Source organism: Roseateles cavernae (assembly GCF_040187885.1).
In the GTDB taxonomy this organism is placed as follows: Bacteria; Pseudomonadota; Gammaproteobacteria; order Burkholderiales; family Burkholderiaceae_C; genus Roseateles_E; species Roseateles_E cavernae.
Genome location: NZ_JBDPLH010000001.1, coordinates 49,008 through 74,249, shown reverse-complemented (window position 1 = coordinate 74,249; position 25,242 = coordinate 49,008). Strand labels below are relative to the sequence as shown.

23 protein-coding genes and 1 pseudogene are annotated in these 25,242 nt (G+C 68.8%); 18 read left to right on the top strand and 6 right to left on the bottom strand.

Translation table 11 applies throughout. The features are described from left to right. Nucleotides 1–23: 23 nt before the first annotated feature. Nucleotides 24–3,569, bottom strand: a complete 3,546-nt coding sequence (locus ABGI63_RS00370) for an indolepyruvate ferredoxin oxidoreductase family protein (protein ID WP_349740492.1) — start codon at nt 3,567–3,569, stop codon at nt 24–26. A gap of 222 nt (nt 3,570–3,791) precedes the next feature. Here ABGI63_RS00370 and ABGI63_RS00365 point away from each other — a divergent pair, with 222 nt between their 5' ends. From ABGI63_RS00365 to ABGI63_RS00355, 3 genes are read left to right on the top strand one after another with little or no spacing between them, the layout of a single operon-like run. Beyond that, complete coding sequence (locus tag ABGI63_RS00365; RefSeq protein WP_349741686.1) at nt 3,792–4,340, top strand: Lrp/AsnC family transcriptional regulator; 549 nt, start codon at nt 3,792–3,794, stop codon at nt 4,338–4,340. Nucleotides 4,341–4,356: 16 nt separating this feature from the next. Then, a complete protein-coding gene (locus tag ABGI63_RS00360; protein ID WP_349740490.1) occupies nt 4,357–5,454 on the top strand; it encodes a GGDEF domain-containing protein in 1,098 nt (365 codons plus the stop codon). A gap of 29 nt (nt 5,455–5,483) precedes the next feature. Beyond that, a complete protein-coding gene (locus tag ABGI63_RS00355; RefSeq protein WP_349740489.1) occupies nt 5,484–6,383 on the top strand; it encodes an EamA family transporter in 900 nt (299 codons plus the stop codon). Here ABGI63_RS00355 and ABGI63_RS00350 read toward each other — a convergent pair. Next, nucleotides 6,338–6,946 carry a flavin reductase family protein gene (locus tag ABGI63_RS00350; RefSeq protein WP_349740488.1) on the bottom strand — a complete coding sequence of 203 codons (609 nt, stop codon included), beginning with the start codon at nt 6,944–6,946 and terminating at the stop codon, nt 6,338–6,340. The two genes, ABGI63_RS00355 and ABGI63_RS00350, sit on opposite strands and share 46 nt — an antisense overlap. Before the next feature lie 38 nt (nt 6,947–6,984). Here ABGI63_RS00350 and ABGI63_RS00345 point away from each other — a divergent pair, with 38 nt between their 5' ends. Beyond that, a complete protein-coding gene (locus ABGI63_RS00345; RefSeq protein ID WP_349740487.1) occupies nt 6,985–7,797 on the top strand; it encodes a class I SAM-dependent methyltransferase in 813 nt (270 codons plus the stop codon). Nucleotides 7,798–7,809: 12 nt separating this feature from the next. On the opposite strand, the gene ABGI63_RS00340 is transcribed toward ABGI63_RS00345, so the two are convergent. Next, nucleotides 7,810–8,118, bottom strand: a complete 309-nt coding sequence (locus ABGI63_RS00340) for an EthD family reductase (RefSeq protein WP_349740486.1) — start codon at nt 8,116–8,118, stop codon at nt 7,810–7,812. Nucleotides 8,119–8,164: 46 nt separating this feature from the next. On the opposite strand from ABGI63_RS00340, the gene ABGI63_RS00335 reads away from it, so the two are divergent. The 3 genes from ABGI63_RS00335 (at nt 8,165) to ABGI63_RS00325 (ending at nt 10,777) form a co-directional block, all read left to right on the top strand. After that, on the top strand, nt 8,165–8,830 hold the full coding sequence (locus ABGI63_RS00335) for a hypothetical protein (protein WP_349740485.1): 666 nt from the start codon (nt 8,165–8,167) through the stop codon (nt 8,828–8,830). A 69-nt stretch (nt 8,831–8,899) separates the two neighbouring features. After that, nucleotides 8,900–10,147: a glycoside hydrolase family 18 protein gene (locus ABGI63_RS00330; RefSeq protein WP_349740484.1), complete on the top strand. Its 1,248-nt coding sequence runs from the start codon at nt 8,900–8,902 to the stop codon at nt 10,145–10,147. Between the two features lie 45 nt (nt 10,148–10,192). Then, on the top strand, nt 10,193–10,777 hold the full coding sequence (locus ABGI63_RS00325) for an NAD(P)H-dependent oxidoreductase (protein WP_349740483.1): 585 nt from the start codon (nt 10,193–10,195) through the stop codon (nt 10,775–10,777). On the opposite strand, the gene ABGI63_RS00320 is transcribed toward ABGI63_RS00325, so the two are convergent. Continuing rightward, complete coding sequence (locus tag ABGI63_RS00320) at nt 10,763–11,338, bottom strand: GNAT family N-acetyltransferase (protein WP_349740482.1); 576 nt, start codon at nt 11,336–11,338, stop codon at nt 10,763–10,765. The genes ABGI63_RS00325 and ABGI63_RS00320 overlap by 15 nt on opposite strands. After that, nucleotides 11,338–13,395, bottom strand: coding sequence for a gluconolaconase (locus ABGI63_RS00315; RefSeq protein ID WP_349740481.1), 2,058 nt, complete (start codon nt 13,393–13,395; stop codon nt 11,338–11,340). Before ABGI63_RS00315 ends, ABGI63_RS00320 begins: the two co-directional genes overlap by 1 nt. 190 nt (nt 13,396–13,585) lie before the next feature. Here ABGI63_RS00315 and ABGI63_RS00310 point away from each other — a divergent pair. Both ABGI63_RS00310 and ABGI63_RS00305 read left to right on the top strand, forming a co-directional pair. Then, nucleotides 13,586–13,996, top strand: a pseudogene (locus ABGI63_RS00310) (cysteine hydrolase family protein); the annotation flags it as partial. Between the two features lie 162 nt (nt 13,997–14,158). After that, on the top strand, nt 14,159–14,602 hold the full coding sequence (locus ABGI63_RS00305; protein WP_349741685.1) for a GNAT family N-acetyltransferase: 444 nt from the start codon (nt 14,159–14,161) through the stop codon (nt 14,600–14,602). Nucleotides 14,603–14,626: 24 nt separating this feature from the next. Here the strand turns inward: ABGI63_RS00305 and ABGI63_RS00300 are convergent, their stop codons facing one another. Further along, nucleotides 14,627–15,361, bottom strand: a complete 735-nt coding sequence (locus ABGI63_RS00300; RefSeq protein WP_349740480.1) for an SDR family NAD(P)-dependent oxidoreductase — start codon at nt 15,359–15,361, stop codon at nt 14,627–14,629. 66 nt (nt 15,362–15,427) lie between these two features. Here ABGI63_RS00300 and ABGI63_RS00295 point away from each other — a divergent pair, with 66 nt between their 5' ends. The 9 genes from ABGI63_RS00295 (at nt 15,428) to ABGI63_RS00255 (ending at nt 25,231) form a co-directional block, all read left to right on the top strand. Next, nucleotides 15,428–16,438: an NAD(P)/FAD-dependent oxidoreductase gene (locus ABGI63_RS00295; protein ID WP_349740479.1), complete on the top strand. Its 1,011-nt coding sequence runs from the start codon at nt 15,428–15,430 to the stop codon at nt 16,436–16,438. A 175-nt stretch (nt 16,439–16,613) separates the two neighbouring features. After that, on the top strand, nt 16,614–18,218 hold the full coding sequence (locus ABGI63_RS00290; protein WP_262972393.1) for an ABC transporter substrate-binding protein: 1,605 nt from the start codon (nt 16,614–16,616) through the stop codon (nt 18,216–18,218). Next, on the top strand, nt 18,218–19,258 hold the full coding sequence (locus ABGI63_RS00285) for an ABC transporter permease (protein WP_349740478.1): 1,041 nt from the start codon (nt 18,218–18,220) through the stop codon (nt 19,256–19,258). The genes ABGI63_RS00290 and ABGI63_RS00285 overlap by 1 nt, the downstream gene beginning before the upstream one ends. Before the next feature lie 119 nt (nt 19,259–19,377). Further along, the gene (gene nikC, locus ABGI63_RS00280; RefSeq protein ID WP_349740477.1) at nt 19,378–20,256 is read left to right on the top strand and encodes a nickel transporter permease; all 879 of its coding nucleotides are present in this window, start codon (nt 19,378–19,380) and stop codon (nt 20,254–20,256) included. Further along, entirely contained in the window at nt 20,256–21,116 is an 861-nt protein-coding gene (locus ABGI63_RS00275; protein ID WP_349740476.1) for an ABC transporter ATP-binding protein, read from the top strand. The genes nikC and ABGI63_RS00275 overlap by 1 nt, the downstream gene beginning before the upstream one ends. Beyond that, nucleotides 21,113–21,886 (top strand): ABC transporter ATP-binding protein, encoded by a 774-nt coding sequence (locus ABGI63_RS00270; RefSeq protein ID WP_349740475.1) that lies wholly within the window; start codon nt 21,113–21,115, stop codon nt 21,884–21,886. Before ABGI63_RS00275 ends, ABGI63_RS00270 begins: the two co-directional genes overlap by 4 nt. A gap of 167 nt (nt 21,887–22,053) precedes the next feature. After that, on the top strand, nt 22,054–23,697 hold the full coding sequence (locus ABGI63_RS00265) for a hypothetical protein (protein ID WP_349740474.1): 1,644 nt from the start codon (nt 22,054–22,056) through the stop codon (nt 23,695–23,697). A gap of 453 nt (nt 23,698–24,150) precedes the next feature. Continuing rightward, nucleotides 24,151–24,819 carry a glutathione S-transferase family protein gene (locus ABGI63_RS00260; RefSeq protein ID WP_349740473.1) on the top strand — a complete coding sequence of 223 codons (669 nt, stop codon included), beginning with the start codon at nt 24,151–24,153 and terminating at the stop codon, nt 24,817–24,819. A 37-nt stretch (nt 24,820–24,856) separates the two neighbouring features. Beyond that, on the top strand, nt 24,857–25,231 hold the full coding sequence (locus tag ABGI63_RS00255; RefSeq protein WP_349740472.1) for a methylglyoxal synthase: 375 nt from the start codon (nt 24,857–24,859) through the stop codon (nt 25,229–25,231). The last annotated feature ends 11 nt before the right edge of the window (nt 25,232–25,242 follow it).

Here is a 25,242-nt window from a genome sequence, read left to right as displayed (position 1 = left end):
CAGCCAGGCCGCGCCGCGAGGGCTCAGAGGCCGGCCAGCAGGCGCTCCCAGTTGGCCTTGGCCAGTCGCTGATGGCGCTCCTTCACATGGCCGTAGCCGCGGATGTCCTCGGGCACGCGGGCCAACTCGACCGCGGTGGCCAAGTTGTCCGCCGACAGCTTGGCCAAGGCACGCTCGATGCCGGCGCGGTAGTCGACGATCCACTGGCGCTCCATCTTGCGCTCCTCGTTGCGGCCGAAGATGTCCAGCGCGGTGCCGCGCAGGCCCTTGAGCTTGGCCAGCAGGCCGAAGGCCGGGCGTATCCAGCCCCCCATCTGCTGCTTGATCAGCTCGCCCTTGTCGTTCTTCTTGGCCAAGAGCGGCGGGGCCAGGTGGTGGACCAGCTTGTAGTCGCCCTCGAACTGCGCGGCGATCTTGTCGGTGAAGCTCTTGTCGGTGTGCAGGCGCGCGACCTCGTACTCGTCCTTGTAGGCCATCAGCTTGAACAGATAGCGGGCCACCGCCTCGCTGAGCCTGGTCGAGGACAGCGGCGCCTCGGCGGCACGCACCTTGTCGACAAAGGCCCGGTAAGTCTGCGCATAGGCGGCGTCCTGATAGCCGGTCAGGAACTCGACGCGCTTGGTGATGATCTCGTCGAGGCCGGGGCGCTTGACGAACTGGATCACCTGGGTCGCGGCGAACAGGGCCTGCACGGCGGCCAGGTTCTCGGCGCAGCGGCGGCCCCATTCGAACGCGGCCTTGTTGTTGTCGATCTGCACGCCGTTGAGCTCGATCGCCCGCATCAGCGCGGCATAGGACAGCGGCACCCGGCCCTGCTGCCAGGCATAGCCCAGCATCAGCGGGTTGGTGTAGAGCGAATCGCCCAGCAGCTTGACCGAGACCTCCTCGGCATCGAACTTGCCCAGCAGGGCCGGCCCCACCGCCTTGGCCACCGCGCTCTCGCAGGCGGCGCCCGGGAAGCTCCAGTTGGCGTCGTTGACCAGGCTGGCGGTCGGCGAGCCATGGGTGTTCAGCGCCACATAGGTGCGGCCCTCGCGCATCACCGCCAAGGTGGTCTTGTTGGCCGCCACGATGGAGTCGCAGGCGATCACCAGATCGGCCTCGGCCGTGCCGACCTTGGTGCAGTGGATGTCCTCGGCACGGTTGGCGATCTGGATATGGCTCCAGGTGGCGCCCCCCTTCTGCGCCAGGCCGGCCGCGTCCTGGGTGATCACGCCCTTGCCTTCCAGGTGTGCGGCCATGCCCAGCAGCTGGCCTATCGTGATCACGCCGGTGCCGCCGACGCCGCCGACGACGATGCCCCAGGCCCGCTCGGCGTTCGGGATCAGCGGCTGCGGCAGGGCCGGCAGGCTGCCGTCGAAGGGGCTGAGCTTGCTGTCCTTCTTGGGCTTCTTCAGCTCGCCGCCTTCGACGGTGACGAAGCTGGGGCAGAAGCCCTTGACGCAGCTGTAGTCCTTGTTGCAGCTGTTCTGGTTGATCTGGCGCTTGCGGCCGAAGTCGGTCTCCAGCGGCTCGACCGACAGGCAGTTCGACTGGATCGAGCAGTCGCCGCAGCCCTCGCAGACCAGCTCGTTGATGACGACGCGCTTGGCCGGGTCCACCAGCTTGCCGCGCTTGCGGCGGCGGCGCTTCTCGGTCGCGCAGGTCTGGTCGTAGATGATGACCGAGGTGCCGACGATCTCGCGGAACTGGCGCTGGATCGCGTCCAACTCGTCGCGGTGGTGCACGGTGACGCCGGCCAGCAGCGAGATGCCGTTGTACTTGGCCGGCTCGTCGGTGACGATGCAGAGCTTGGCCACGCCCTCGGCGGTAACGCTCTGCATGATCTGCATCACGCTATGGCCCTCGGGCCGTTCGCCGACCTGCTGGCCGCCGGTCATCGCGACCGCGTCGTTGTAGAGGATCTTGTAGGTGATGTTGACGCCCGAGGCGATGCTCTGGCGTATCGCCAGCAGGCCCGAGTGGAAGTAGGTGCCGTCGCCGAGATTGGCGAAGATGTGCTTCTCGGTCGTGAACGGTTGCTGGCCCACCCAGGGCACGCCCTCGCCACCCATCTGCGTGAAGGTGGCGGTGTTGCGGCCGGGCATCCAGCTGACCATGTAGTGGCAGCCGATGCCGGCCACCGCCCGCGAGCCCTCGGGCACGCGGGTGCTGGTGTTGTGCGGGCAGCCCGAGCAGAACCAGGGCGTGCGGTCGGCACCGCCGGCGGTCTTTTCCTCGAGCTTCAGCGAGTTCTCTTTGGCGTCGATGATGGCAACGCGCGCATCCAGGCGTGCCTGCACATCGGCGTCGACGCCCAGCTTCTTCAGGCGCTTGGCGATCGCGCGGGCGATGATGGCCGGGGTCAGGTCGGCCTGCGGGCGCAGCAGCCAGTTCTGGCTGGGGTTGGGCTGGTTCCACTCGCCGCCGGTGTTGTCACCCTCGATCTCGTCGAACTTGCCCAGCACATTCGGCCGCACATCGGGACGCCAGTTGTACAGCTCCTCCTTGACCTGGTACTCGATCATCTGGCGCTTCTCTTCGACCACCAGGATCTCCTGCAGGCCTTGCGCGAAGTCGCGCGTGATCGTTGCTTCCAGCGGCCACACCACATTGACCTTGTGCAGCCGGATGCCCAGCCGCCGGCAGGTGTCGTCGTCCAGCCCCAGGTCGTGCAGGGCCTGGCGGGTGTCGTTATAGGCCTTGCCGCTGGCGATGATGCCGAAGCGGTCTTGCGGCGTGCTGATGACGTTGTAGTTCAGCTTGTTGGCGCGGATATAGGCCAGCGCGGCGTACCACTTGTAATCCATCAGCCGCGCTTCCTGCTCCAGCGGCGCATCGGGCCAGCGGATGTGCAGGCCGCCGTCGGGCATCTGGAAGTCTTCCGGCAGGATGATGTTGACGCGGTCTGGGTCGACGCTGATCGAGCTGGACGATTCGACGATCTCCTGGATCGTCTTCAGGCCCGACCATAGACCCGAGAAGCGGCTGAGCGCAAACGCATGCAGGCCCATGTCCAGGATGTCCTGCACGCTGCTCGGGAAGAACACCGGGAAGCCGACGGCCTTGAACACATGGTCGCTCTGGTGCGCGGCGGTCGAGCTCTTGGCGATATGGTCGTCGCCGGCCACCGCGATCACGCCGCCATGCTTGGCCGTACCGGCCATGTTCGCGTGCTTGAACACGTCGATGCAGCGGTCAACACCCGGCCCCTTGCCGTACCAGATGCCGAACACGCCGTCGAACTTGTTCTTCTCGGGGAACAGATCGAGCTGCTGCGTGCCCCACACGGCGGTCGCGCCCAGCTCCTCGTTGACGCCCGGCTGGAACACGATGTTCTGCTTGGCCAGATGCTTCTTGGCCTGCATCAGCATCTGGTCGTAGCCGCCCAGCGGCGAGCCACGGTAGCCGCTGATGAAGCCGGCGGTGTTGAGCCCGACCATCGCATCGCGGGTGCGCTGCAGCATCGGCAGCCGCACCAGCGCCTGCACACCGCTCATGAAGGCACGCCCGTGGTCGAGTGCGTATTTGTCGTCCAGCGAGACCTTTTCTAGGGCGCGCAAGATGTGTTCGGGTAGCGGTGCGTTCATTGGCTTCGGTCTCCTGTGGGGCGACAAGCAGCGTCGGCCACTTGTGGCGGCCTCGCTGATCGTGAGTATGGGTCTTTTGAGACCCGCCGCGCAGTGTAGGGAAAGCGGCCCGCGTGGTGCTTTCTCATTGGCGCGCAAAATCGGCCCCTGGAGCAATAATCTTGCTCAGATCTACATTGAGGATTTGGTTTGGCTTCCAGAAAGCCCTTATCAGGGCAAACCATTAGAAAGAACTCCGAGGCTGACGGCGATGCGGAGCCGGGCGAGGGCCTGGACCGGTATCACATCGCCATCCTGGTGGAGCTGCAGCGCGACGCGCGCCTCTCGAACGCCGAGCTGGCCGCGCGCATCGGCCTGTCGGCCGCACCAACCTGGCGGCGTGTGCGCTGGCTGGAGGACCGGGGCTATATCACCGGCTACCGCGCCGAGATTGATCGCCGCAAGGTCGGCCTGGGCGTGCTGGCCTTTGTGCGGGTGGATACCGAGCGCAGCGCCGGCAGCGTCACCCGCGAGCTGGAGGCCGCGATCCGTGCGCTGCCCGAGGTCGTGGCCTGCCACTACATCTCGGGCGCCGGCACCTTCGAGCTGCAGGTGATGGCCACCGATCTGGACGCCTTCTCGCGCTTCTCGATCGACACCTTGCTGAACCTGCCCAATGTGAAGGACATCCACACCAGCTTCTCGCTGGGCGAGGTCAAGGCCGGCGCGGCGATGCCGCTGACGCATTTGCAATCCTTGAGCAATCGTGCCGGTGTAAAGACGGGCGCTTGAGTTAGGCTCGCCGCCCATGCACAAACGCCTGGCTGACTGGCTGCTGACGACCGACCCCACCCAGCGGCTGCGCCTGGCCCAGGCCGGGCTGGCGCTGCTGCTGATGGGTTTGAGCGTGCTGGTGATGCAGTACGCGGTCTGGGTCGCGAAGGCGCCGGCGGCGCCGGTGTTCTGGTGGAACCTGCTGTCGCTGGGTGGGCTGATCGGCTTCTACCTGCTGATACGCAGCGGCTGGTCGCGCCGCCTGCCGGACCCGGCGCTGACGGTGCCGCAGATGCTTTACGCGATCAGCAGCGCCGCCGCCGGCTATGCGCTGGCCGGCCCGGTGCGCGGCGCGATCTTCCCCATCCTGGCCGTGATCCTGATGTTCGGCATGTTCCAGCTGCGCGCACGCAGCGCCTTGTGGCTCAGCCTCTATGCCTTGCTGCTGCTGGGCCTGGTGATGCTGGTGATGGCGATGCGGCGGCCCGAGGTCTATCGGCCGGCGGTCGAGTTCGGCCATTTCCTGATGCTGGCCTTCATGCTGCCCAGCGTGTCGCTGCTGGCCGGGCGGCTCAGCCAGATCCGCCGGCGCCTGGCGGTGCAGAAGCAGGAGCTGCAGCTGGCGCTGGAGAAGATCCAGACCATGGCCACCCGCGACGAGCTGACCGGTCTGCTGAACCGCCGCCGCATGCAGGAGCTGCTGGAGCAGGAGCTGCTGCGCAGCCGTCGCTCGGGCCGGGGCTTCTGCCTGGCCCTGCTGGATCTCGACCACTTCAAGCGCATCAACGACGGCCATGGCCACAGCGCCGGCGACACCGTGCTGCGCGCCTTCGCGCCGGCCGCGCTGGCGGCGATACGCGGCGCCGATGTGCTGGCGCGCTGGGGTGGCGAGGAATTCGTGCTGCTGCTGACCGACACCGCGCTGCCGGCCGCCCGGGCCGGCGCCGAGCGCCTGCGCCTGCAGGTCGAGAGCCTGCTGATCCCGGTCGGCGCCCAGGCCCTGGGCATCACCGTGTCGATCGGCCTGACCGAGTATCGTGGCAGCGAGACGCTGGCCCAGCTGCTGGAGCGGGCCGACCTGCTGCTCTATGAGGCCAAGGCGCAGGGCCGCAACCGGGTCGAGGTGGGCTAGGGTAGGCTGCGGCCATGACTCATGCCGCGATGCCCGTCCGCCATTTCCTGCTTGCGCTGGCCGTTGTCGCCATCTGGGGCAGCAACTTCGTCGTCATCAAGCTGGGCCTGAATGCCTTGCCGCCGCTGCTGTTCGCGGCGCTGCGCTTTTTCTTTGCGGTGCTGCCGGCGATCTTTTTCCTGCCGCGGCCCCAGGTCGGCTGGCGCAATCTGGCGGCCTACGGCCTCTTGATCGGCGTCGGCCAGTTCGGCGTGCTCTATCTGGCGATGCGCGCCCAGATCTCGCCGGGCCTGGCCTCGCTGGTGGTGCAGACCCAGGTCTTCTTCACGCTGCTGCTGGCGATGCGCCTGGCCAGGGAGCGGGTGCAGGGCTATCAATGGCTGGGCCTGGCGCTAGCGGCCGGCGGCATCGCGGTGATTGCCTCGCATACCGACGGCAGCACCACGGTGCTGGGCGTGCTGATGGTGCTGGCCGCAGCCTTCAGTTGGGCCTGCGGCAATATCGTCGGCAAGCGCGCCGGCCGCGTCAATATGCTGGCCTATATGGTCTGGACCAGCTTGTTCGCGGTGCCGCCGCTGATCCTGCTGTCGCTGCTGGTCGAAGGCCCGGCCGCGATCGCGCAGGGGCTGCAGCAGGCGGGCTGGGGCACCTGGGCCGCCGTGCTGTGGCAGTCGGTCGGCAACACCTTGTTCGGCTACGGGGTCTGGGGCTGGCTGCTGGCGCGGCATGCGGCCGCAACTATCGTACCGATGGCCTTGCTGGTGCCGGTCTTCGGCATCGGCAGCGCGGCCCTGTTGCTGGGCGAGCCGCTGCCGCTGTGGAAGCTGGGTGCGGCCGCCCTGGTGATGAGCGGGCTGGCGCTGAACCTGCTGTGGCCCTCGCTCTACGCCGGCCTGCGCATCTTGAAGCGCTCGCCCAGCTCGAAGTAGTCGGCCGGGCCGCCGCCGCGCAGGATGGGGCGGGCGGCGGCGGTGTCGTAGACGCCGTCCACCAGCAGCTGCTCGGCGATGTGCACGCCCACCACCTCGCCCAGGGTCAGCCAGGTATCGACCGCCGCGCCTGCCGCGCTCTGCAGCCGTATCAGCTGGCTCAGCCGGCACTCGAAGGACACCAGCGCGGCCGCCACGCGCGGCACGCCGACGATGCGTGAAGGCGCCGTCGCCAGCCCGGCCAGCGCGAACTCGTCGACCTCCGGCGGCACGGCCGCGCAGCTGGCGTTCATCTGCTCGGCCAGTTCGCGCGTCGCGAGGTTCCACACGAACTCGCCGGTGGCCTCGATATTGCGCACCGTGTCCTTCCAGCCGGTGCTGGCGAAACCGATGATGGGCGGCGTGTAGTTGAAGGCATTGAAGAAGCTGTAGGGCGCCAGGTTCAGCACGCCGGCCGCGTCGCGCGAGGAGATCCAGCCGATCGGGCGCGGGCCGACGATGGCGTTGAAGGGGTCATGCGGCAGGCCATGGCCCAGCCGGGGTTCGTAGAAGTGTTCGCTCATATCGGGATCGTGACGGTGGCGGGCTATGCTACGCGCTCATGACAAAAGCTCATGATCAGGAAGACACCGGCGCCGCGCTGCGCGGCCTGTATGCGGCCAGCGGCGGCGTCGGCGCGGTGTTCGACGCCAAGGTGGCCGACTACCAGGCCTCGCGGCCCGACTATCCGCCGGCCCTGTTCGACACGCTGGCCCGCGAGCTGACGCCGCGCCGTGTCGCCGATGTCGGCGCAGGCACTGGGCTGCTGACCCAGGGCCTGCTGGCGCGGGGTTGGCAGGTGCTGGCGGTGGAGCCGAATGCGGCGATGCGCGCGGCCTGCGATGCGCTGCTGGGTGCGCGAGCCGGCTACCGCAGCGCCGAAGGCCGGGCCGAGGCGATACCGGCCGCCGCTGCCAGTCTGGACCTGATCACCGCCGCCCAGGCCTTCCACTGGTTCGAGCCCGAGGCCGCCCGGGCCGAGGCCTTGCGGGTGCTGAGCCCCGCCGGCCAGGTGGCGCTGGTCTGGAACGACCGCCAGCGCGAGCAGCCGCTGCACCGGGCGCTGGATGAGGAGGTGTTCGAGCGCCATGGCGGCGAGGGCCGCTTGCGCCTGCTGGCGCACGAGGACCGCGGCCAGGTCGGACGCTTCTTCGCTGGCACCGCGCCGCGCGAATGGCAATGGCCGCACGAGCATGGGCTGGACGAGTCGGGCCTGATCAGCCTGGTGTTCTCGCGCTCCTATATGCCCCGGCCCGACAGCGAGCCGGGTCGGGTCGTCACAGCGACGGTGCGTGAACTCTTTGCCCGCTTTGCGCGGGACGGCCGGGTGGCGGTGCCCTACACGACGGTGTTGATGCTGGGCCGGCCCGGCTGACCCGGCGCCGGCTCAGACCTCCTTGCTGTCGAAGATCAGGAGGTCCACGCCGGCATGCGCGAAGTTGGCCAGGTCGGCGGCGGTGGCCTGGCCTTGCGGCGAGGCCATCGCGGTCTGGAGGGCCGCCAGCGAATCGAAGCTCAGCATGGCCGCCAGGTGCAGCGGCGACTCGCCCTGCGGCGTCATCACGGGCCCGCTGCTGACCTCGTAGCGGCGCAAGCCCGCCATGGTCTTGGCCAGCGGCACATGGGTGGCGTGGTAGTGGGCGTCGAAGGCGGCCGCATCGGCCGGCTTCTTGTAGAGCGCAACAAGCTTTGCCATGGACTTCTCCATACCCGGCCGTGACAGCCTTCGCTATGCTAGCCCCATGATTGATCAACGACGCCTGATGCTGCGGGGCTGCGGCCTCTTGCTGCTGGCCCCGGCCCTGGGCCGGGCGGCCGAGGGTCCGCGCCAGAACCTGCTGGTCGAGCTGCGCTGGGCCGAGTCCAGTGTCAGCGGCGCGGCGGTGGCCGGCGTGCGCCAGGGCGGCGTGGTGGTGGGCACGGCCGGCTCGGTCTCGCCCCGGCCGGGGCTGACGCTGTCGACCCGGCGCCAGGAGGCCGAGGGCAGCCAGATCCAGCGCGTGCTGGTGCTCAATGGCTACCAGGCCAGCGTGCTGCTCAGCGAGACCGAGCTGCTGCAATGGCTGGACTACGGGGTCGAGCTGCGCGGCGGTGGGAGGGAGCGTCCGCGCATCCATGCCCAGACCCACAGCCTGCCCACCGAGCGCCAGCGCGGTTTTGTGCTGACGCCGTCCTGGCCGGGCGGCAAGCAGCCGGTGCGGGTTGAGCTGCGTGCCTTGGGTGCCGGCCAGCAGAGCGGGGCGCAGAGCGAACTGCTGTCGACCGTGCTGGTGGCGATGGGCGACTGGCTGACGGTGGCGCGCAGCGGCGCTGCGACGCGCCAGCCCCAGGCCGGTGTGATCAGCAGCAGCGATGCCGAGAGCCAGAGCAGCCGTGAGCTGCAGCTGCGCGTCACGCTGGCGCCTTAATTGGTATTAAATTGGCATCATATTGGTGTTAGTCTCAGGGCTACTAGCCCCTGATGGAGACACCGAGCGATGCGTTCCCTGCTGCTGGCCACCGGCCTGTTCCTGAGCACCACACTGGCCCACGCCGAGCCGCCGCCGTTCGGCGCCGGGCCGCTGGCGGTGGATCGCGGCAGCGATGCCAAGGTGGTCGGCGCCTATGTGCCGAACTGGGAGCCGGTGGCCGTCGTCGACGCCATCAAGCCCGGCAGCCTGAGTCATCTGCTCTATGCCTTTCTGCGCATCTGCGGCCCGGGCCAGCTGACGCAGGATGCGCCCAAGTGCGAGGGCAAGCAGGCTTTCGAGCTGGCCACCGGCAAGATCGACAGCGAGTTCGATACCGCCTTCCTGCGCCTGAAGGTCCGCCAGCCCCATATCAAGGTCGTCGCCTCGGTGGGCGGCTGGGGCGGCTCCGATCCCTTCTTCCATCTGGCCAACGACGCGGCGCGGCGCGCGGTGTTCGCCGCTTCGGCCGTCGCCTTCCTGCGCGCGCACCCGGGCTTTGACGGCATCGACATCGACTGGGAGCACCCCGGCGGCAATGGCGCGGTCAACGGCGTGCAGCTCGGCGGCCCGGCCGACGGCCAGGGCTATGCCGATCTGATGAGCGAGCTGCGCCGCGCGCTCGATGCGCTGACGGCCGAGACCGGCCGGCCCTATTTGCTGACGACCGCGATCAACACCACCAGCGCCATCGTCGAGCGCATCAATTTCAAGCAGGCCCAGACCTCGCTGGACCTGGTCTTCATGATGACTTACGACTTCTACGGCGCCTGGTCGGCCGTGGCCGGCAACCACACGACGCTGCGCAGCAGCGCCCCCGAAGCCGACGACAGCCTGCAGCGCTCGGTGCGCAATATGGTGGTGGCCGGCGTGCCGGCGTCCAAGCTGGTGGCCGGCGTGGCCATGTACGGGCGCGGCTTCGCCGGCGTGGCAAGACCTGCCACCGGCGCGGCCAAGAAGGCCGCCTTCCCCGGCGCCGACGGCGCCGTGGTCTACCGCGAGATCGCCCAGCGCTACCTCGGCCCCAAGGGCCAGGGCCTGCGCGGCTTCAAGGCCCGCTTCGACCCGGTGACCGAGGCCTGGAATCTGCACCACCCCCAGCGGCAGCTCTTCATCGGCTACGACGACCCGCGCGCGGTGCGGGCCAAGGGCCGCTATGCGCTCGAGGCAGGCCTTGCCGGCCTGTTCGCCTGGGAGCTGAGCCAGGACAATGGCGACATCCTCAATGCGATGAACGCCGGGGTCGGCCACCGGCTGCTGCCCCACGCCAAACCCTGACCCACATCAAGCCCGGCGGAGGCCGGCGGGCTCAGCATGCGCAGCATGAGCCGCCTCCTGATCATCCAGGGCCATCCCGACGGCAGCGCGCCGCATCTATGCCATGCGCTGGCCGATGCCTATGCGGCCGGTGCGCTCGATGCCGGCCATGAGCTGCGCCGCGTCGAGCTGGCGCGGCTGGACTTCCCGCTGCTGCGCAGCCAGGCCGAATGGCAGCAGGGCGCGCTGCCGGCCGGCCTGCAAGAGGCCCAGGATGCGATCGCCTGGTGCCAGCATCTGCTGATCGTGTTTCCGCTCTGGCTGGGCGATATGCCGGCGCTGCTGAAGGGCTTTCTGGAGCAGGTGGCGCGGCCGGGCTTTGCCTTCCATAGCGAGGGCAACAATATGCTGGCCAAGAAGGGCCTCGCCGGCCGCTCCGCCCGTGTGCTCGTGACCATGGGCATGCCGGCCGCGCTGTACCGCTACTACTTCCGCGCCCACAGCCTCAAATCGCTGGAGCGCAACATCCTCGGCTTTGTCGGCATCGCACCGGTACACGAGACCCTGGTCGGCAGCGTCGAGGGCCTCAGCGAGGCCGCGCGCAAGAAGTGGCTGGCGCGGCTGCGCAAGCTGGGTTCAGAGGCGTCCTAGCCAATCCTCGCGCGTCAGCCGGTACAGGCAATGCCGGCGCAGCCCATGGCCCTCGGGCAGGGCGGGGTGGTCGAAATCCTCGGCGCTGTCGCTGCGCATGCCCAGGCGCTCCATCACGGCACGGGAGCGCAGATTGGTCAGCGCGGTGAAGGACACGATCTCGCTCAGGCCCAGCTGTTCGAAGCCTGCCGCCAGCGCTGCCCATGCGCCTTCGGTGGCCAGGCCCTGGCCCCAGTGCGCACGCGCCAGCCGCCAGCCGATCTCCACGCAGGGCGAGAAGGGCAGCTGGCGGCGCGGCACGCTCAGGCCGATGAAGCCGATGAAGGCGCCGCTGTCGCGCAGTTCCACCGCCCAGTTGCTCCAGCCCCGCTCGGCGAACTGGGCCGTCCAGAGATCGATGCTGGCATCGCTCTGCTCAGGGCTTTGCAGCGCGGGGAAGAACTCCATCACCTCCGGGTCGGCATTCAGCGCGGCAAAGGGCGCGCGGTCGCTGTCGCGCCAGGGGCGCAGCAGCAGTCGGGCGGTGTTCAGTGTCAGCGGCATGGCGTGTTTGTACGCCATCAGCGCGGCGGCGGCGCTGCCTGCTGCAGCCTGAGCTCCCGAGTCGCCTCATTGCCCGCCCAGTCCCGCGCCAGCACCCGCAGCCGGTAGCGGCCCGGCGCCGGCAGGGTCAGCCGGCCCTCGGCCAGGCGCCCCTGGTCGACCCGGTTCATCAGCTGGTAGCGAAAGCGGGTGCTGGCCTGGCCGTGCACCGTGACGCCGCTGCCGGCGGCATAGGCGAGCTGGGTCATGCGGTCCTCGTCGACATCGCCCTGGGGCAGTTGCTCGAAACCGATCTGCCGGCGCGGCGGCTCGAAGCCCGGCAGCGGCCGGCCCGCCTCGTCGAGCAGCTGGTAGGCCAGGCTTTGCAGGCCCAGGCGCCGGCTCGGCTTGTTGCCGTCGACCTGGTCCCAGGCCTCGACCACCACGCTGAGGCCGGACGGGTCGGCCGGCAGCAGCAGATCGCCGCCCGCGCGCGCGTTCAGCGGGCCGCCGGCCGCATCGAAGAGCTCGACCGACACGATGCGCGGCGGCTGCCGGTCGCTGAAGTCCTTGAAGCCCAGGGCCAGCGCATTGCCCTGGTGGCCGGGCGCGCCCAGGCTCAGATGCACATGGGCCATGCCGTTGAGCGTGCCCAGCACCTCACCGGCTTCAAAGCGGGTGCCGCGCCGCAGCCGCATGCGCTCGGGCCGGCCCTGCTCGTCGCGCAGCGGCACAAAGCGCTGCGGATCCAGCGGCCGCCCGTCGGCGCGGCGGCCGACCCGCAGATGGACATAGGCCAGCGGCCCCAGCGCCAGCCCCTCGCCCAGCTCGCCAAAGCCCCAGCTGGCCAGCGGGCTCGTGACCTTGGCATTGGCGATTGCCAGCACCTCGGCGCCGACCGGGCCGGCGATGTCCAGCCCGCCATGCAGATGGTGGCGCGGCTCCATCGTGCGCTCGCCCTTGTTGCTCCTGCCGCCGCGCACCTCGCCCAGCACCCCGACCACCTCGTGCGGGCCCTGCTGCGGCTTGAGCGGCCAGCGCCCGGCCGTCTGCGGCAGCGGCTGCTGCGCCGACGGCCCCAGCTCGCCCAGCGCCGCCTGGCTCTGGCCGGGCGCGACGGCGGCCAGGCGGTGCAACCGGTGGCTGGCGGCATCGGCCACCAGCAGGCTGCCGTCGGCCGCCAGCGCCAGGCCGGTGGGCCGGGCCAGCCGGTCGCCGGCGGTGATCTGCTGCAGCTGGCCATTGGGCGCCAGCTGCAGCACGCGGCCGCGCGCCTGCACACCGATATAGAGATGGCCGTCATGGCTCAGCGCCAGGCTCAGCGGGCGGCGCAGCAAGGCCTGCTCATCGTCCGGTGCGGCGCGCGCCACGCTCGTGACCGTGCCGTCCGGCGCCACCCGGCGGATCGCGTTATTGCCGGCATCGGCCACCAGGGCATGACCGTCGGCGGCTATCAGCAGCGCGGCGGGCGTGTCGAAGCGGGCCTCGGCGCCGATACCGTCGCGCTCGCCGGGCAGCTCGCCGCCGGCCAGGGTCAAGACCTGGCCCTCAGCATTGATCAGACGGATGCGGTCGTTGTAGCTGTCGGCCACCCAGACCCGGCCCTGGCCATCGACGGCCAGGCCCAGCGGCCCGTTGAAGCGGGCCTGCTCGGCCGGCCCGTCGCGGTGGCCCGGCTGACCGTCGCCGGCCAGGGTCGAGACCTGACCCTCGGGCGTGATCTTGCGGATGCGGTGGTTGCCGGTGTCGGCCACATAGAGATTGCCGGCGGCGTCCAGCGCCAGTCCCGAGGGCGTATGAAAGGCCGCCTCGGCGGCCGGGCCGTCGCGCCAGCCCTCGGCGCCGCTGCCGGCCAGGGTCAAGACCTGGCCCTCGGCCGTCAGCAGCCGGATGCGGTTGCTGGTGCCGCCGTCGGCGATATAGAGCCGGCCGCGTGCATCGGTGGCCAGGCCGTAAGGGTCGGCAAAGCGGGCCTGGACCGCCGGGCCGTCGCGCCAGCCCTCGACACCGTCGCCGGCCCCGGGCCGCAGCTGGCCGCGCCAGCCGATGACGGTGGGGGCGGGCCCCTGCGGGGCGCCTGCGATTGGCGGGTCCATGAGTTGCAATCCTGGGCGCGTGGCCAGCAGGGCGATCACGGCAGCGCCGAGGAACAAGGCACTCAACAGAACGGGACGGCGCATCATCGGCAGGACTTAGGGCAGGGCGCGCATCGTAGCCTTGTCTCGTCACGAGCCGAAACATCGTCTATCGTTCGCCGCGTTTCGTTTCTCAACCTTGCACGCTCTCATGAATCAAGCCGTCCTCGTCATCGATGTCCAACATGCCCTCAGCCATGGCGTCTACGCCTGCTTCGACGCCGACCGCGTGATCGAGCGCATCAATACGGTCTGCGCCAAGGCCAGGGCTGCCGGCGTGCCGGTGATCCTGATTCAGCATCAGTCGGTCGGCGGCGCGCTGGACCATGGCAGCGAAGGCTGGCAGCTGGCCGCCGGTCTGGCGGTGCAGCCCGGCGATATCCGGCTGGGCAAGACCGCGACCGACTCCTTTCACAACACCGAGTTGCAGGCCTTGCTGCAGCGCCTGGGCGTCGAGCGCCTGGTGGTCTGCGGCTTCCAGAGCGAGTTCTGCGTCGACACCACGGTGCGCCGCGCGCTGGGCCTGGGCTATCCGGTGAGCCTGGTGGCCGACGGCCATTCGACCTTGGACGGCCCGCTGCTGTCGGCCGCCCAGATCAGCGCCCATCACAACCGCACGCTGGCCGACATCGGCAGCTTCGGGCCGCGCGTGACGCCGGTGGCCGCCGCCGATCTGAGCTTCGAGGCGCAGTCCTGCAGCAAGGACTTTGTCGATGCGGGCGGCATCCGACTCGCCACGCTGGCCGATCTCGAGCCTGTCGCGGCCCTGTTCGACGCCTACCGCCGGTTCTACGAGCAGGCGCCGGATCTCGCGCTGGCCACCGGCTTCATCCGCGAGCGCTTGCAGAAACAGGAGTCGGTGATCCTGCTGGCCCGCGATGCCCAGGGGCAGGCCATAGGCTTTTGCCAGCTCTACCCGAGCTTCTGCTCGGTCGAGGCCCGGCCCATCTATGCGCTCTACGACCTCTATGTCGCGCCGGTGGCGCGCCGCTCGGGCACGGGCCGGGCGCTGCTGCAGGCCGCCGAGCGGCTGGCGCTCGAACAGGGCAAGGCCCGCATGGACCTGACGACGGCCAAGACCAACCGGGCCGCGCAATCGGTCTATGAGTCGCTGGGCTGGGTGCGCGACGAGGTGTTCTACGCCTACAGCCGGCAGCTCGGCCGCTAGCACCGGGCCGTAAGCCCGGCCCGCTCACCAGGGCAGCGTGCTGCCGTCGTAGCTGAGGAAGGCGCCGCTGTCTTCGGGGCGGGCGGCGTCCAGCACGGCCAGCATCTGGGCGGCCGCCAGCGCCGCCGGCCGGCCGATCTCGGCACCGCGAAAAGGCGCGGACAGCGCCGAGCTGACCGTGCCCGGATGCAGGGCCAGGATCAGCGTGTCGGGCTTGCTGCGGCGCAGCTCGATCGCGGCGGTCTTGACCAGCATATTCAGCGCGGCCTTGGAGGCGCGGTAGCTGTACCAGCCGCCCAGTCGGTTGTCGCCGATGCTGCCGACCTTGGCCGAGAGCAGGGCCAACACGCTGCGCTGCCGGCCGTCCAGCAGCGGCGTGAAATGGCGCAGCAGCAGGGCCGGCCCGAAGGTGTTGGCGGTGAAGGTGGCGAGCATCTGCGCCGGGTCCAGATCGGCCAGGCGTTTCTCGGGCATGAAGCCCTCGCCGTGCAGCAGACCGGCCGCGTTGATGATCAGCTGGAAGGGGCCTTGGTCGGCCAGCGCAGCCGCCGCCTCGGCGATGCTGTCGGGTCGGGCGAAATCGATGGCCAGCGGCGCCGAGTGGCGGTGCAGTGCGACGCACAGCCCGCAGCGCGGGTCGGCCCGCAAGGCCTGTGCAAATGCGGCGCCGAGGGCGCCTGAGGCGCCGATGACCAGGGCACGGTAGCCGTCGGGCAGTTTGCCAAGCAGCGCTTGGTCTGGAGGCGGGGCTGCTGTCATGGCCGCAGCCTAGCCGAGATGGCCAGGCCCTGCCGCGGCCGGGACAAGCCGGCACAATGCGCCGCCATGAGCTCTTCCTCAGTGCGCCTTGAGCTGGCCGTCATCGGCGCCGGCATCGCCGGCCTGGCCTGTGCCGGCGCCTTGCAGCAGGCCGGTCACCGGGTGCGGCTGTTCGAGAAAAGCCGCGGCCCCGGCGGGCGCATGAGCACCCGGCGCGACGAGGCGGCCGGCTGGCAATGCGACCACGGCGCGCAGTACTTCACCGCCCGAGATCCGGACTTCCGTGCCGAGCTGCAGCGCTGGCGGGCGGCCGGCGCCGCCGCGCTGTGGACGCCGCGCCTGAGCGTCATCGGCGAGGCCGATCGGCACCGCCGCGAGGCCGGGCTGGAGCGCTTTGTCGGCCTGCCGCGGATGACGGCGCCGGCCCGGCTGCTGGCCGCCGAGCTGGCGCTCAGCAGCGGCTGCACCATCACCGCGCTGCAGCGCGAGCCCGGGGGCTGGCGCCTGCACAGCGCCGAGCAGGGCCTGCTGGCGACGCGCTTCGATGCGCTGCTGCTGGCCCTGCCGGCGCCCCAGGCCGGCGCGCTGCTGCGAACCGCCGCCCAGGAAGAACTGGCCGCGCTGGCCGACAGCGTCCGCATGCGCGGCTGCTGGGCGCTGATGCTGCGCTACCCGGCGGCGTTGGCGCTGCCCTTCGATGCCGCCTTCGTCAACAGCGGGCCGCTGCGCTGGCTCGCACGCGACAGCAGCAAGCCCGGCCGCCCTGTCGGCAGCGGCCCCGAGACCTGGCTCCTGCATGCCGAGGCCGAGTGGAGCGAGGCCCGGCTGGCCTGGCCTGCCGATGCGGTGGCGGCCGAGCTGCTGCAGGCCTTTGCCGCGCTGGGGGCGCCGGCGCCGGCCCCGGGAGCTTGGACGGCGCAGCGCTGGCGCTATGCCGACACGCAGGCGGCCCTGAGCCTGGGCAGCGTCTGGCGCGCCGAGGCCGGCCTGGGCCTGTGCGGCGACTGGCTCAACGGCGGCAAGGTCGAGGGCGCTTGGCTCAGCGGCCGCGCGCTGGCCCGGCAGCTGCCGGGCTGAGCTGTGCGCGCTGCGCACGGTCCATGCCCTGCGGCTATGCCCGGCTCTTCAACCGCTATCGCCGCGGGCGCCGGCGCTACTGGTTTACACCACCCGGGATAGCACGGAGCGCGGGCAAGAATGCGCTGTTCGTCTACCCCACAACGCAGCCATCAGTCGAGGAAACCCGATGCTCATGAGCCCCAAGATCTCCCGCCGCACCGTCCACGGCCTGCTGGCCGCCAGCCTGGCCCTGGCCTATGGCATCGCGCCGGCCGCCACGCCCAAGGACACCCTGGTTCAGGCCTTCGCCTTCGACGACATCATCTCGATGGACCCGGGCGAATCCTTCGAGCTCTCGGCCGGCGAGATCCTCGGCAATACCTATGACCGCCTGCTGCGCCTGGATGTGAATGACCCGTCCAAGGTGATCGGCGACCTGGCCAAGAGCTGGACCGTCTCGGCCGACGGCAAGACCTTCACTTTCGAGCTCAAGCCCGGCCTGAAATTCGCCTCCGGCAATGCGCTGACCGCCGAGGACGTGGTCTGGTCGCTGCAGCGCGCGGTGCTGCTGGACAAGACGCCGGCCTTCATCCTGACCCAGTTCGGTCTGAAGAAGGACGTGGTCAAGGACCGCATCAAGCAGACCGGCCCGCTGACGCTGACGATAGAGACCGACAAGCCCTACGCGACCACGCTGGTGCTGAACTGCCTGACCGCCGATGTGGCATCGGTGCTGGACAAGAAGCTGGTGCTGAGCAAGGAAGCCAACGGCGATATGGGCTACGCCTGGCTGAAGACCAATTACGCCGGCTCGGGCCCCTACAAGCTGCGCGAGTGGCGCGCCAACGAGATCGTGGCGCTGGAGCGCAATGAGAACTACAGCCTGGGCGCCAAGGCACCGCTGGCCCGCGTGATCTACCGCCATGTGAAGGAGGCCGCGACCCAGCGCCTGCTGCTGGAGAAGGGCGATATCGACATCGCCCGCAATCTGGCGCCGCAGGACATCACGGCCCTGGCCGCCAGCAAGGACATCAAGACCACCGCCGCGCCCAAGGGCACCGTGGTCTATATGAGCTTCAATATGAAGAACCCGGCGCTGGCCAAGCCCGAGGTGCGCGAGGCGATGAAGCTGCTGGTGGACTACGACGGCATCGGCGAGACCCTGGTCAAGCACATCGGCCAGATCCACCAGAACTTCCTGCCGGTGGGCCTCTTGGGCGCCAGCACCGACAAGCCCTTCAAGTTCGATGTGGCCAAGGCCAAGGCGCTCTTGGCCAAGGCGGGTTACCCGGACGGCTTCAAGGTCACCATCGATATGCGCACCGTGCAGCCGGTGCAGGGCATTGCCGAGAGCTTCCAGCAGACCGCCAAGCGCGCCGGCATCGACATCGAGATCATCCCCGGCGACGGCAAGCAGACGCTGACCAAGTACCGCGCCCGCAGCCACGACATCTATATCGGCCAGTGGGGCGCCGACTACTGGGACCCGCACACCAATGCCGATACCTTTGCGCGCAATGCCGACAACAGCGACGGCGCCGCCGCCAAGCCGCTGTCCTGGCGCAATGCCTGGGACATTCCCGAGCTGACCAAGAAGAGCGATGCCGCCGCGCTGGAGCGTGATGCGCCCAAGCGCGCCAAGATGTACCAGGACATCCAGGCCGAGTTCCGCAAGACCAGCCCCTTCGTGATCCTGTTCCAGCAGACCGAGGTGGCGGCCTACCGCAGCAATCTCAGCGGCCTGAAGCTGGGCCCGACCTTCAGCACCAACTACATGTTCAAGGTCTCCAAGCGCTGATGACGGGATTTGCTCGGGCGCTGAAGCCCAGGGCGCGCGCCCTGGGCGGATTCCTGCTGGTCATCGCGCTGACCTATCTGGGCCTCTTGGCCGTGACCTTCTTCATCGGCCGGGTGATCCCGGTGGACCCGGTGCTGGCCGTGGTCGGCGACCGCGCGCCCGAGCATGTGATCGCCCGGGTGCGCGAGGAGATGGGCCTGAACAAGCCGCTCTGGCATCAGTTCTGGCTCTATCTGCAAAAGGTCGCCCAGGGCGATCTGGGCACCTCGGTACTGACCTCCAACCCGGTGCTGCAGGACATCAAGCGGGTGTTCCCGGCCACCTTCGAGCTGGCCACCGTGGGCATCCTCATCGGCGCCGGTCTGGGCGTGCCGCTGGGCGTCTGGGCGGCGGTGCGGCGCGGCGGCCTGGTCGACCAGGCCGTGCGGGTGATGGCCCTGGTCGGCTACTCGGTGCCCATCTTCTGGCTGGGCCTGATGGCCCTGGTGCTGTTCTATGCCAAGCTCGACTGGGTGGCGGGGCCGGGGCGCATCGATGTGGCCTTCGAGTACAGCGTCACGCCGGTCACCGGGTTGATGCTGGTGGACACGGCGATGGCCGGTGAGTGGGAAGCCTTTCGCAATGCGCTCTCGCACCTGATACTGCCGGGCGCGCTGCTGGGCTATTTCTCGCTGGCCTATATCAGCCGCATGACGCGCTCCTTCATGCTCAACGAGCTGAGCCAGGAGTATGTGATCGCGGCCCGCGCCAAGGGGCTGAGCGAGGCCCGCATCATCTGGCGCCACGCGCTGCGCAACGCCATGGTGCCCCTGGTCACGGTGATCGCGCTGTCCTATGCCGGCCTGCTGGAGGGCTCGGTGCTGACCGAGACCGTGTTCGCCTGGCCGGGCCTGGGCCTGTACATCACCAACTCGCTGCAGAACGCCGATATGAACGCGGTGCTGGGCGGCACCCTGGTGGTGGGCTCGATCTTCGTGGCCCTGAATCTGCTGTCCGATCTGCTGTACCGAATGCTGGACCCGAGGACACGCGTCCGATGAATGACCACGAGCAAAGTTCAAAACGGGCGGGCCGAGCGCCGGGCCGCCCCAAGCCGGCCCGCATCCCCTCGGGGGATCGGCCGGCGTACCCGTCGGCCGAGGGGCTCCATGACTGGCTGATGAGCGAGCGGCCCGAATCGCGCCGCCAGGCCGCGCTGGGCCGGGCCTATGCCGGCTGGCGCACTTTTGCGCGCAACCGCCTGGCCCTGGTGGGCCTGGCCATCGTCGCGCTGCTGGTGCTGATGGCCCTGTTCGCCCAGCAGCTGGCGCCCTATGACCCCAGCGTCGGCGATCTGCGCACGACCCGGCTGCTGGAGCCCTCGAGCGCGCACTGGATGGGCACCGATGACCAGGGCCGCGACATCCTCTCGCGCATCATCCACGGCTCGCGCATCACGCTCTTTGTCGTCGTGCTGGTGGCCGTGCTGGCCGCGCCCATCGGTCTGTTGGTCGGCACGGTGGCTGGCTACCGGGGCGGCATGATAGACGCGGTGCTGATGCGCGTCACCGACATCTTTCTGGCCTTCCCGCGCCTGATCCTGGCGCTGGCCTTTGTCGCGGCGCTGGGCCCCGGCATCGAGAACGCGGTGCTGGCGATCGCGCTGACCTCCTGGCCACCCTATGCGCGCATGGCGCGGGCCGAGACGCTGACGATACGCCAGGCCGACTACATCGCCGCGGTGCAGCTGGTCGGCGCCTCGCACAGCCGCATCGTGCTGCGCCACATCATGCCGCTGTGCCTGCCCTCGGTGATCGTGCGCGTCACGCTGGACATGGCCGGCATCATCCTGACCGCCGCCGGCCTCGGTTTCCTGGGCCTGGGCGCGCAGCCGCCGATGCCCGAGTGGGGCGCGATGATCGCGGCCGGCCGGCAGTATGTGCTGGACCAATGGTGGGTGGCGGCGGGGCCGGGTCTGGCCATCTTCATCGTCAGCCTGGCCTTCAATCTGCTCGGCGACGGCCTGCGCGACACCCTCGACCCCAAGAGCAACAAGTGATGAAGAGCGACAGTAGCAACAACACCCCGCTGCTCGAAGTCGAAGATCTGCGCGTGGCTTTCCCCACCCGCGACGGCGGCCTGTTCGAGGCGGTGCGCGGCGTCAGCTTCAGCCTGGGTCGCGAGCGGCTGGGCATCGTCGGTGAATCCGGCTCCGGCAAGTCGCAGACCGGCCGTGCCATCCTGGGCCTGACCGCGCCCGAGGCCCGCATCACGGCCAAGCGCCTGGCCTTCAAGGGTCAGGACTTGCTCGGCGCCACACCGGCCCAGCGCCGCGCGATGCGCGGCGGCAGTATCGCGATGGTCTTGCAGGACCCCAAGTACTCGCTGAACCCGGTGATGAAGATCGGCGAGCAGATCCGCGAGAGCCTGCAAGCCCATCAGCGCGGGCTGTCCTCGTCCGAGGCCCGGCAGCGGGTGCTGCGGGCGCTGGCCGATGTCGCGATCGATGACCCCGCGCGCGTCTACAAGCTCTACCCGCACGAGGTCTCGGGCGGCATGGGCCAGCGCGCGATGATCGCGATGATGCTGATCGCCGAGCCGCAGTTATTGATCGCCGACGAGCCGACCTCGGCGCTGGACGTGACCGTGCAGCTGCAGGTGCTGGGCATTCTCGACAAGCTGGTCAAGGACCGCGGCATGGGTCTGATCTTTGTCTCGCATGACCTGCGCCTGGTGGCCAGCTTCTGCGACCGGGTGCTGGTGATGTATGCCGGCAAGGTGGTCGAGGAGGTGCGCGCCACCGAGCTGCAGGCGGCCAGGCACCCTTACACGCAAGGCCTGCTGAACTGCCTGCCGCGCCTGGGCGCGTCGCGCCATCCGCTGCCGACGCTGAACCGACAAGAGGAGTGGAAGCTGTGAGCGGGGACTCCCGATTGGGCATTGAAGTACAGGGCCTGCAGGTTCGCTATGGCGAGTTCACCGCGGTGCATGAGGCGAGCTTCACCGTCGCGCCCGGCGAGAGCTTCGGCCTGGTCGGCGAATCGGGCTCGGGCAAGTCCACCATCCTGCGCGCGATCTGCGGCCTGGCGCCGCGCACGGCCGGCACGGTCAGGTTGACAGGCGCCGGCGCCGGTTCACAGCCCGAGCCCGGCAGCAAGGCCTTCCGCCGCCTGGTGCAGATGGTGTTCCAGGACCCCTACGGCTCGCTGCATCCGCGCCAGACCATCGATCGCATCCTGGCCGAGCCGCTGGCCATCCACGGCATGGCCGCCGATGCCGAGGCCCGCATCCGCCGCGCGCTCGACGAGGTCGGCCTGGGCCAGGGTTTTCGCTTCCGCTACCCGCACCAGCTCAGCGGCGGCCAGCGCCAGCGCATCGCCATCGCCCGCGCGCTGATCCTGCAGCCGCAGATCCTCTTGCTCGACGAACCCACCTCGGCCCTCGACGCCTCGGTGCAGGCCGAGGTCCTGAACCTGCTGGAATCCCTGCGCCGCGAGCGCGGCCTCAGCTTCGTGATGGTCAGCCACGACCTCGGCGTCGTCACGCATCTGTGCGAGCGCCTGCTGGTGATGCAGCAGGGGCGCATGGTCGAGCAGGTGGACGCGGTGGCGCTGGCCGAGAGCCGGGTGGAGCAGGACTACACCAAGCAGTTGATGCGGGCGGCGGTGGGGTTTAGGAGGAGCGGGTAAGGGGCTCAGGCTGAGAGCCGTCATTCGGCGCCAGATGACCATTGCCCGCTGCTGTCGGGACCGGTCACAGAAGAGTTAGTAGGATGGCTGGCCGCTCCACAACCCTTAGCTGCGGTCTCGATCCCGTGATCCGCTTCGCGCTAAGCGCACTATCTCAGGTGCCACCGATGGATTCAGTCGAAAGCTTGAAAATCAATGTAGGGGCAGAGGCAGAGAAACCGGCCGACGCCCAAGATCCGGAGCAGGCGCAACTGACCTGGGCAGATGTCCTGGAGACCGTGCTGGCGCACCTGCGCAAGTTCAGCGCAGCATCGGTTGTCGACGCGGTGATTGAAGTCCTCCGCAATGCGCCAGCGAACCGGCAAGACGCGCTTGGCCAGTTTCCCTGGCTGTTAATGCTGATCGCAAAATGGGCTTTACAGGACAAAGCTCCCCTGCGGGTTGGCCCGAAGCTGCCGTCCGCACACCTCGACGAGCTGCGCAACCTACTCTGGAAAGGCGGCGGGCAAGCCCACCTCGAGCGCAAGGCTAGGACGAGCGAGATCAACGCCATGCTCATGATGCGTCAGATCCTGCACTGCCAAATGCCGTTCCAGCAGGAGGACGTCTGGGGCCTGTTCCGCTCCTCCGGGCTGATCGACCGGTTGCCCAAGGGGCATGTCTGCCGCAGGCAGTACTTCGAGGTTATGGGCATGGAGCCGATGGAGTTCGTCATGCTCGGCATCGTCATCGTCGTGGCCGCCAAGTCCAGCGGCCCGGGCTCACTGGACCTGTCGATGCTGAAGCTGCTCGAGCCCACGCATGGAAAACAGGTCAAGGCATTCCTCGATCTGCTGGCGCCGTCGTTACCTGACTTGAGGAACCATGTCCGCAAGCTGCCGCCGGCCAAAGGCACTCGGAGCAGGGAACTGTACGAGTTCCCGGTGTTCAAGCGGTACCCGTTGCTGCGCAAGCGAGACGGCAGCCTGGGCATGTGGCACATGGCCGTGGTGGACCGCTGCGTCGACGAGATCGTGCATTTGCGCCTGGCCCAGTTTGGCGAACGCTACACCCAGCCGTTCAGCCGGGTCTTCGAGGACTATGTCGTCGAACTGGCTCGCGCCACCGGCGTTGCGGCGCTGCGCGAGGACGAGTACTGGGAGCGGTACGATAAGAAGGCCAAGGCCGTGGATGTCATCCTCTCTGAGGGCCGCAACCGTGTCCTGATCGAAGCCAAGATGGGTCTGTTCCACGAGGACGTGCTGCTGCAGGAGACTGAAAAAGGTGTCCGGGACCAGACACCACACCTGCTCCGAGCTCTGAGCCAGGGGTATGCGGTCAGCCACCAACTGGCGTCGGAAGCGGTGGAAGGGATAGCGGCCGGCGGCTGCACGCACTACCTGATCGTGGTGACCAGTCGGGATCTACTGATCGGCACCGGCCTAATGCTGGCAGAGATTTGCGGCCCGGGATCCGTGAATCCCGACGCCGGCCTTGACCAGCAGCGGTTGCCGATGAACCAAGTCTTCGTGATGCCCATTCTTGAGTACGAGCGGCTCATGGAGTCCGTGGCGACAGGCGTGGTCGATCTGTTTGAAGTGCTGCGCGACGCCGCGGCTGCCTGTCAGACGCTTGCTGGCAGCCGGTATCAGTTTCATGACTACTACCGCGCCAAGCTTTCCAAGCTCCCCATGCCGAAACTGATCAGCAGCGTCCGAGCCGAGGCAATTGAGCGAATGGCAAAGGCCGCAGGTGTCCCCGTGCCTGAGCCTCTTGATCGGGGTGCTACCGAATCCGACGGCCTGTCTAGCGGCTTACGCAAACGGGGCTGATCTCAGACTCTCTTAACCGATTGGCCAGTCAACCGGCCGCCTCGGGCGCTCATGACCGTCTTGCGCCGCCTCTGGGCTGCAGTCCTGGGGGTAAGTTCGCGGTTTTCGTCGGCTCCGGGCTGTTGCAAGTGACCGGACACACTCGCAGGTTTCGTGATCGTTTCAAGCTGCTCAGAGCCAGCACATCGGTTTCGTGTACCCATGTCTAGGCAACGCAGTGAGCAGCAAGAGGATTGGCGTGCAAAGAGGACGAAGCGAATGCCTGCACGGCCTCGCCTTTCGCCTGATGTAGGCCGCATGCACCAGCGTCAGCTAAACCTCCGACAGCGTGAGTTCAGCTTGAGCTGCCAAGCAGCCATCCCACGCAGCCGAGCATCCTGAGGGCTCTGTCGAACCCCGCCCACCCCATCCGTCGAGTCTCCATGGCACCATCGCCATCAACGGAGACACCCCATGCCCCTGCAGCTCTACTACCACCCCTTCTCGTCCTACTGCCAGAAGGTGCTGATCGCGTTCGACGAGAACGCGATTCCGTTTGAGCCGCAGTTGCTGGAGGGGCCGGACTGTCCGGCGACGAAGGCGCTGGCCGAGTTGTGGCCGATCAAGCGCTTTCCGCTGCTGGTCGATGAGGAGCGCGGCGCCACCATCATGGAGGCGAGCTGCATCATCGAATACCTGGGCCTGCACCGGCCAGGCCCGGTGCGTCTGCTGCCCGAGGATGCGCAGGCGGCGCTGGAGGTGCGGATGCTGGACCGCTTCTTCGACAACTATGTCTCGACGCCGCAGCAGAAGATCGTCTTCAACGCCTTGCGGCCGCCCGAGCAGCGCGACGCCTACGGTGTGAGCGAGGCGCGGGCGATGCTGGACACCGCCTATGCCTGGCTCGATGCGCGCATGGCTGCAGGGCGCGAGTGGGCGGCCGGCGGGCAGTTCAGCCTGGCCGACTGCGCCGCCGCGCCCTTTCTGTTCTATGCCGACTGGACCCATGCCATCGACAAGGCCCACACCCATCTGCTGGCCTACCGCCGCCGCCTGCTGGCGCGGTCCTCGTTCGCGCGTGCCGTCGATGAGGCCAGGCCTTATCGCCACTACTTCCCGCTGGGCGCGCCCGACCGCGATTGACGCCGCGCTGTAACTGGCCGGCCCCTAAGATGCACCCATGAGACTCGCCCTGATCGCCCACGACCGCAAGAAGAACGAGATGGTGGCCCTGGCCGCCGAGTTCCTGCCCTTCCTGAATACCTGTCAGCTGATGGCCACCGGCACCACCGGCGGGCGGCTGCGCGACGAGCTGGGGCTGGTCCATGTCGAACGGCTGCTCAGCGGGCCGCTGGGCGGCGATCTGCAGATCGGGGCGCGGCTGGCGGTGGGCGAGGTGGACGGGGTGATCTTTCTGCGCGACCCGATGACGCCGCAGCCGCACGAGCCCGATATCAACGCGCTGGTGCGGGCCTGCGATGTGCACAACATCCCCTGCGCCACCAATGTGGCCGGCGCGCGGCTGATGCTGGAGGCCTGGGCCTATCCGGACTGAGCGTGGCGGCG

Bases quoted from the DNA above. Each gene is read 5' to 3' on its own strand.
- ABGI63_RS00370 (WP_349740492.1), bottom strand. From the start codon at position 3,569: ATGAACGCACCGCTACCCGAACACATCTTGCGCGCCCTAGAAAAGGTC.
- ABGI63_RS00360 (WP_349740490.1), top strand. From the start codon at position 4,357: ATGCACAAACGCCTGGCTGACTGGCTGCTGACGACCGACCCCACCCAG.
- ABGI63_RS00355 (WP_349740489.1), top strand. From the start codon at position 5,484: ATGCCCGTCCGCCATTTCCTGCTTGCGCTGGCCGTTGTCGCCATCTGG.
- ABGI63_RS00350 (WP_349740488.1), bottom strand. From the start codon at position 6,946: ATGAGCGAACACTTCTACGAACCCCGGCTGGGCCATGGCCTGCCGCAT.
- ABGI63_RS00345 (WP_349740487.1), top strand. From the start codon at position 6,985: ATGACAAAAGCTCATGATCAGGAAGACACCGGCGCCGCGCTGCGCGGC.
- ABGI63_RS00340 (WP_349740486.1), bottom strand. From the start codon at position 8,118: ATGGCAAAGCTTGTTGCGCTCTACAAGAAGCCGGCCGATGCGGCCGCC.
- ABGI63_RS00335 (WP_349740485.1), top strand. From the start codon at position 8,165: ATGATTGATCAACGACGCCTGATGCTGCGGGGCTGCGGCCTCTTGCTG.
- ABGI63_RS00330 (WP_349740484.1), top strand. From the start codon at position 8,900: ATGCGTTCCCTGCTGCTGGCCACCGGCCTGTTCCTGAGCACCACACTG.
- ABGI63_RS00325 (WP_349740483.1), top strand. From the start codon at position 10,193: ATGAGCCGCCTCCTGATCATCCAGGGCCATCCCGACGGCAGCGCGCCG.
- ABGI63_RS00320 (WP_349740482.1), bottom strand. From the start codon at position 11,338: ATGGCGTACAAACACGCCATGCCGCTGACACTGAACACCGCCCGACTG.
- ABGI63_RS00315 (WP_349740481.1), bottom strand. From the start codon at position 13,395: ATGGACCCGCCAATCGCAGGCGCCCCGCAGGGGCCCGCCCCCACCGTC.
- ABGI63_RS00300 (WP_349740480.1), bottom strand. From the start codon at position 15,361: ATGACAGCAGCCCCGCCTCCAGACCAAGCGCTGCTTGGCAAACTGCCC.
- ABGI63_RS00295 (WP_349740479.1), top strand. From the start codon at position 15,428: ATGAGCTCTTCCTCAGTGCGCCTTGAGCTGGCCGTCATCGGCGCCGGC.
- ABGI63_RS00290 (WP_262972393.1), top strand. From the start codon at position 16,614: ATGAGCCCCAAGATCTCCCGCCGCACCGTCCACGGCCTGCTGGCCGCC.
- ABGI63_RS00285 (WP_349740478.1), top strand. From the start codon at position 18,218: ATGACGGGATTTGCTCGGGCGCTGAAGCCCAGGGCGCGCGCCCTGGGC.
- nikC (WP_349740477.1), top strand. From the start codon at position 19,378: ATGAGCGAGCGGCCCGAATCGCGCCGCCAGGCCGCGCTGGGCCGGGCC.
- ABGI63_RS00275 (WP_349740476.1), top strand. From the start codon at position 20,256: ATGAAGAGCGACAGTAGCAACAACACCCCGCTGCTCGAAGTCGAAGAT.
- ABGI63_RS00265 (WP_349740474.1), top strand. From the start codon at position 22,054: ATGGATTCAGTCGAAAGCTTGAAAATCAATGTAGGGGCAGAGGCAGAG.
- ABGI63_RS00260 (WP_349740473.1), top strand. From the start codon at position 24,151: ATGCCCCTGCAGCTCTACTACCACCCCTTCTCGTCCTACTGCCAGAAG.
- ABGI63_RS00255 (WP_349740472.1), top strand. From the start codon at position 24,857: ATGAGACTCGCCCTGATCGCCCACGACCGCAAGAAGAACGAGATGGTG.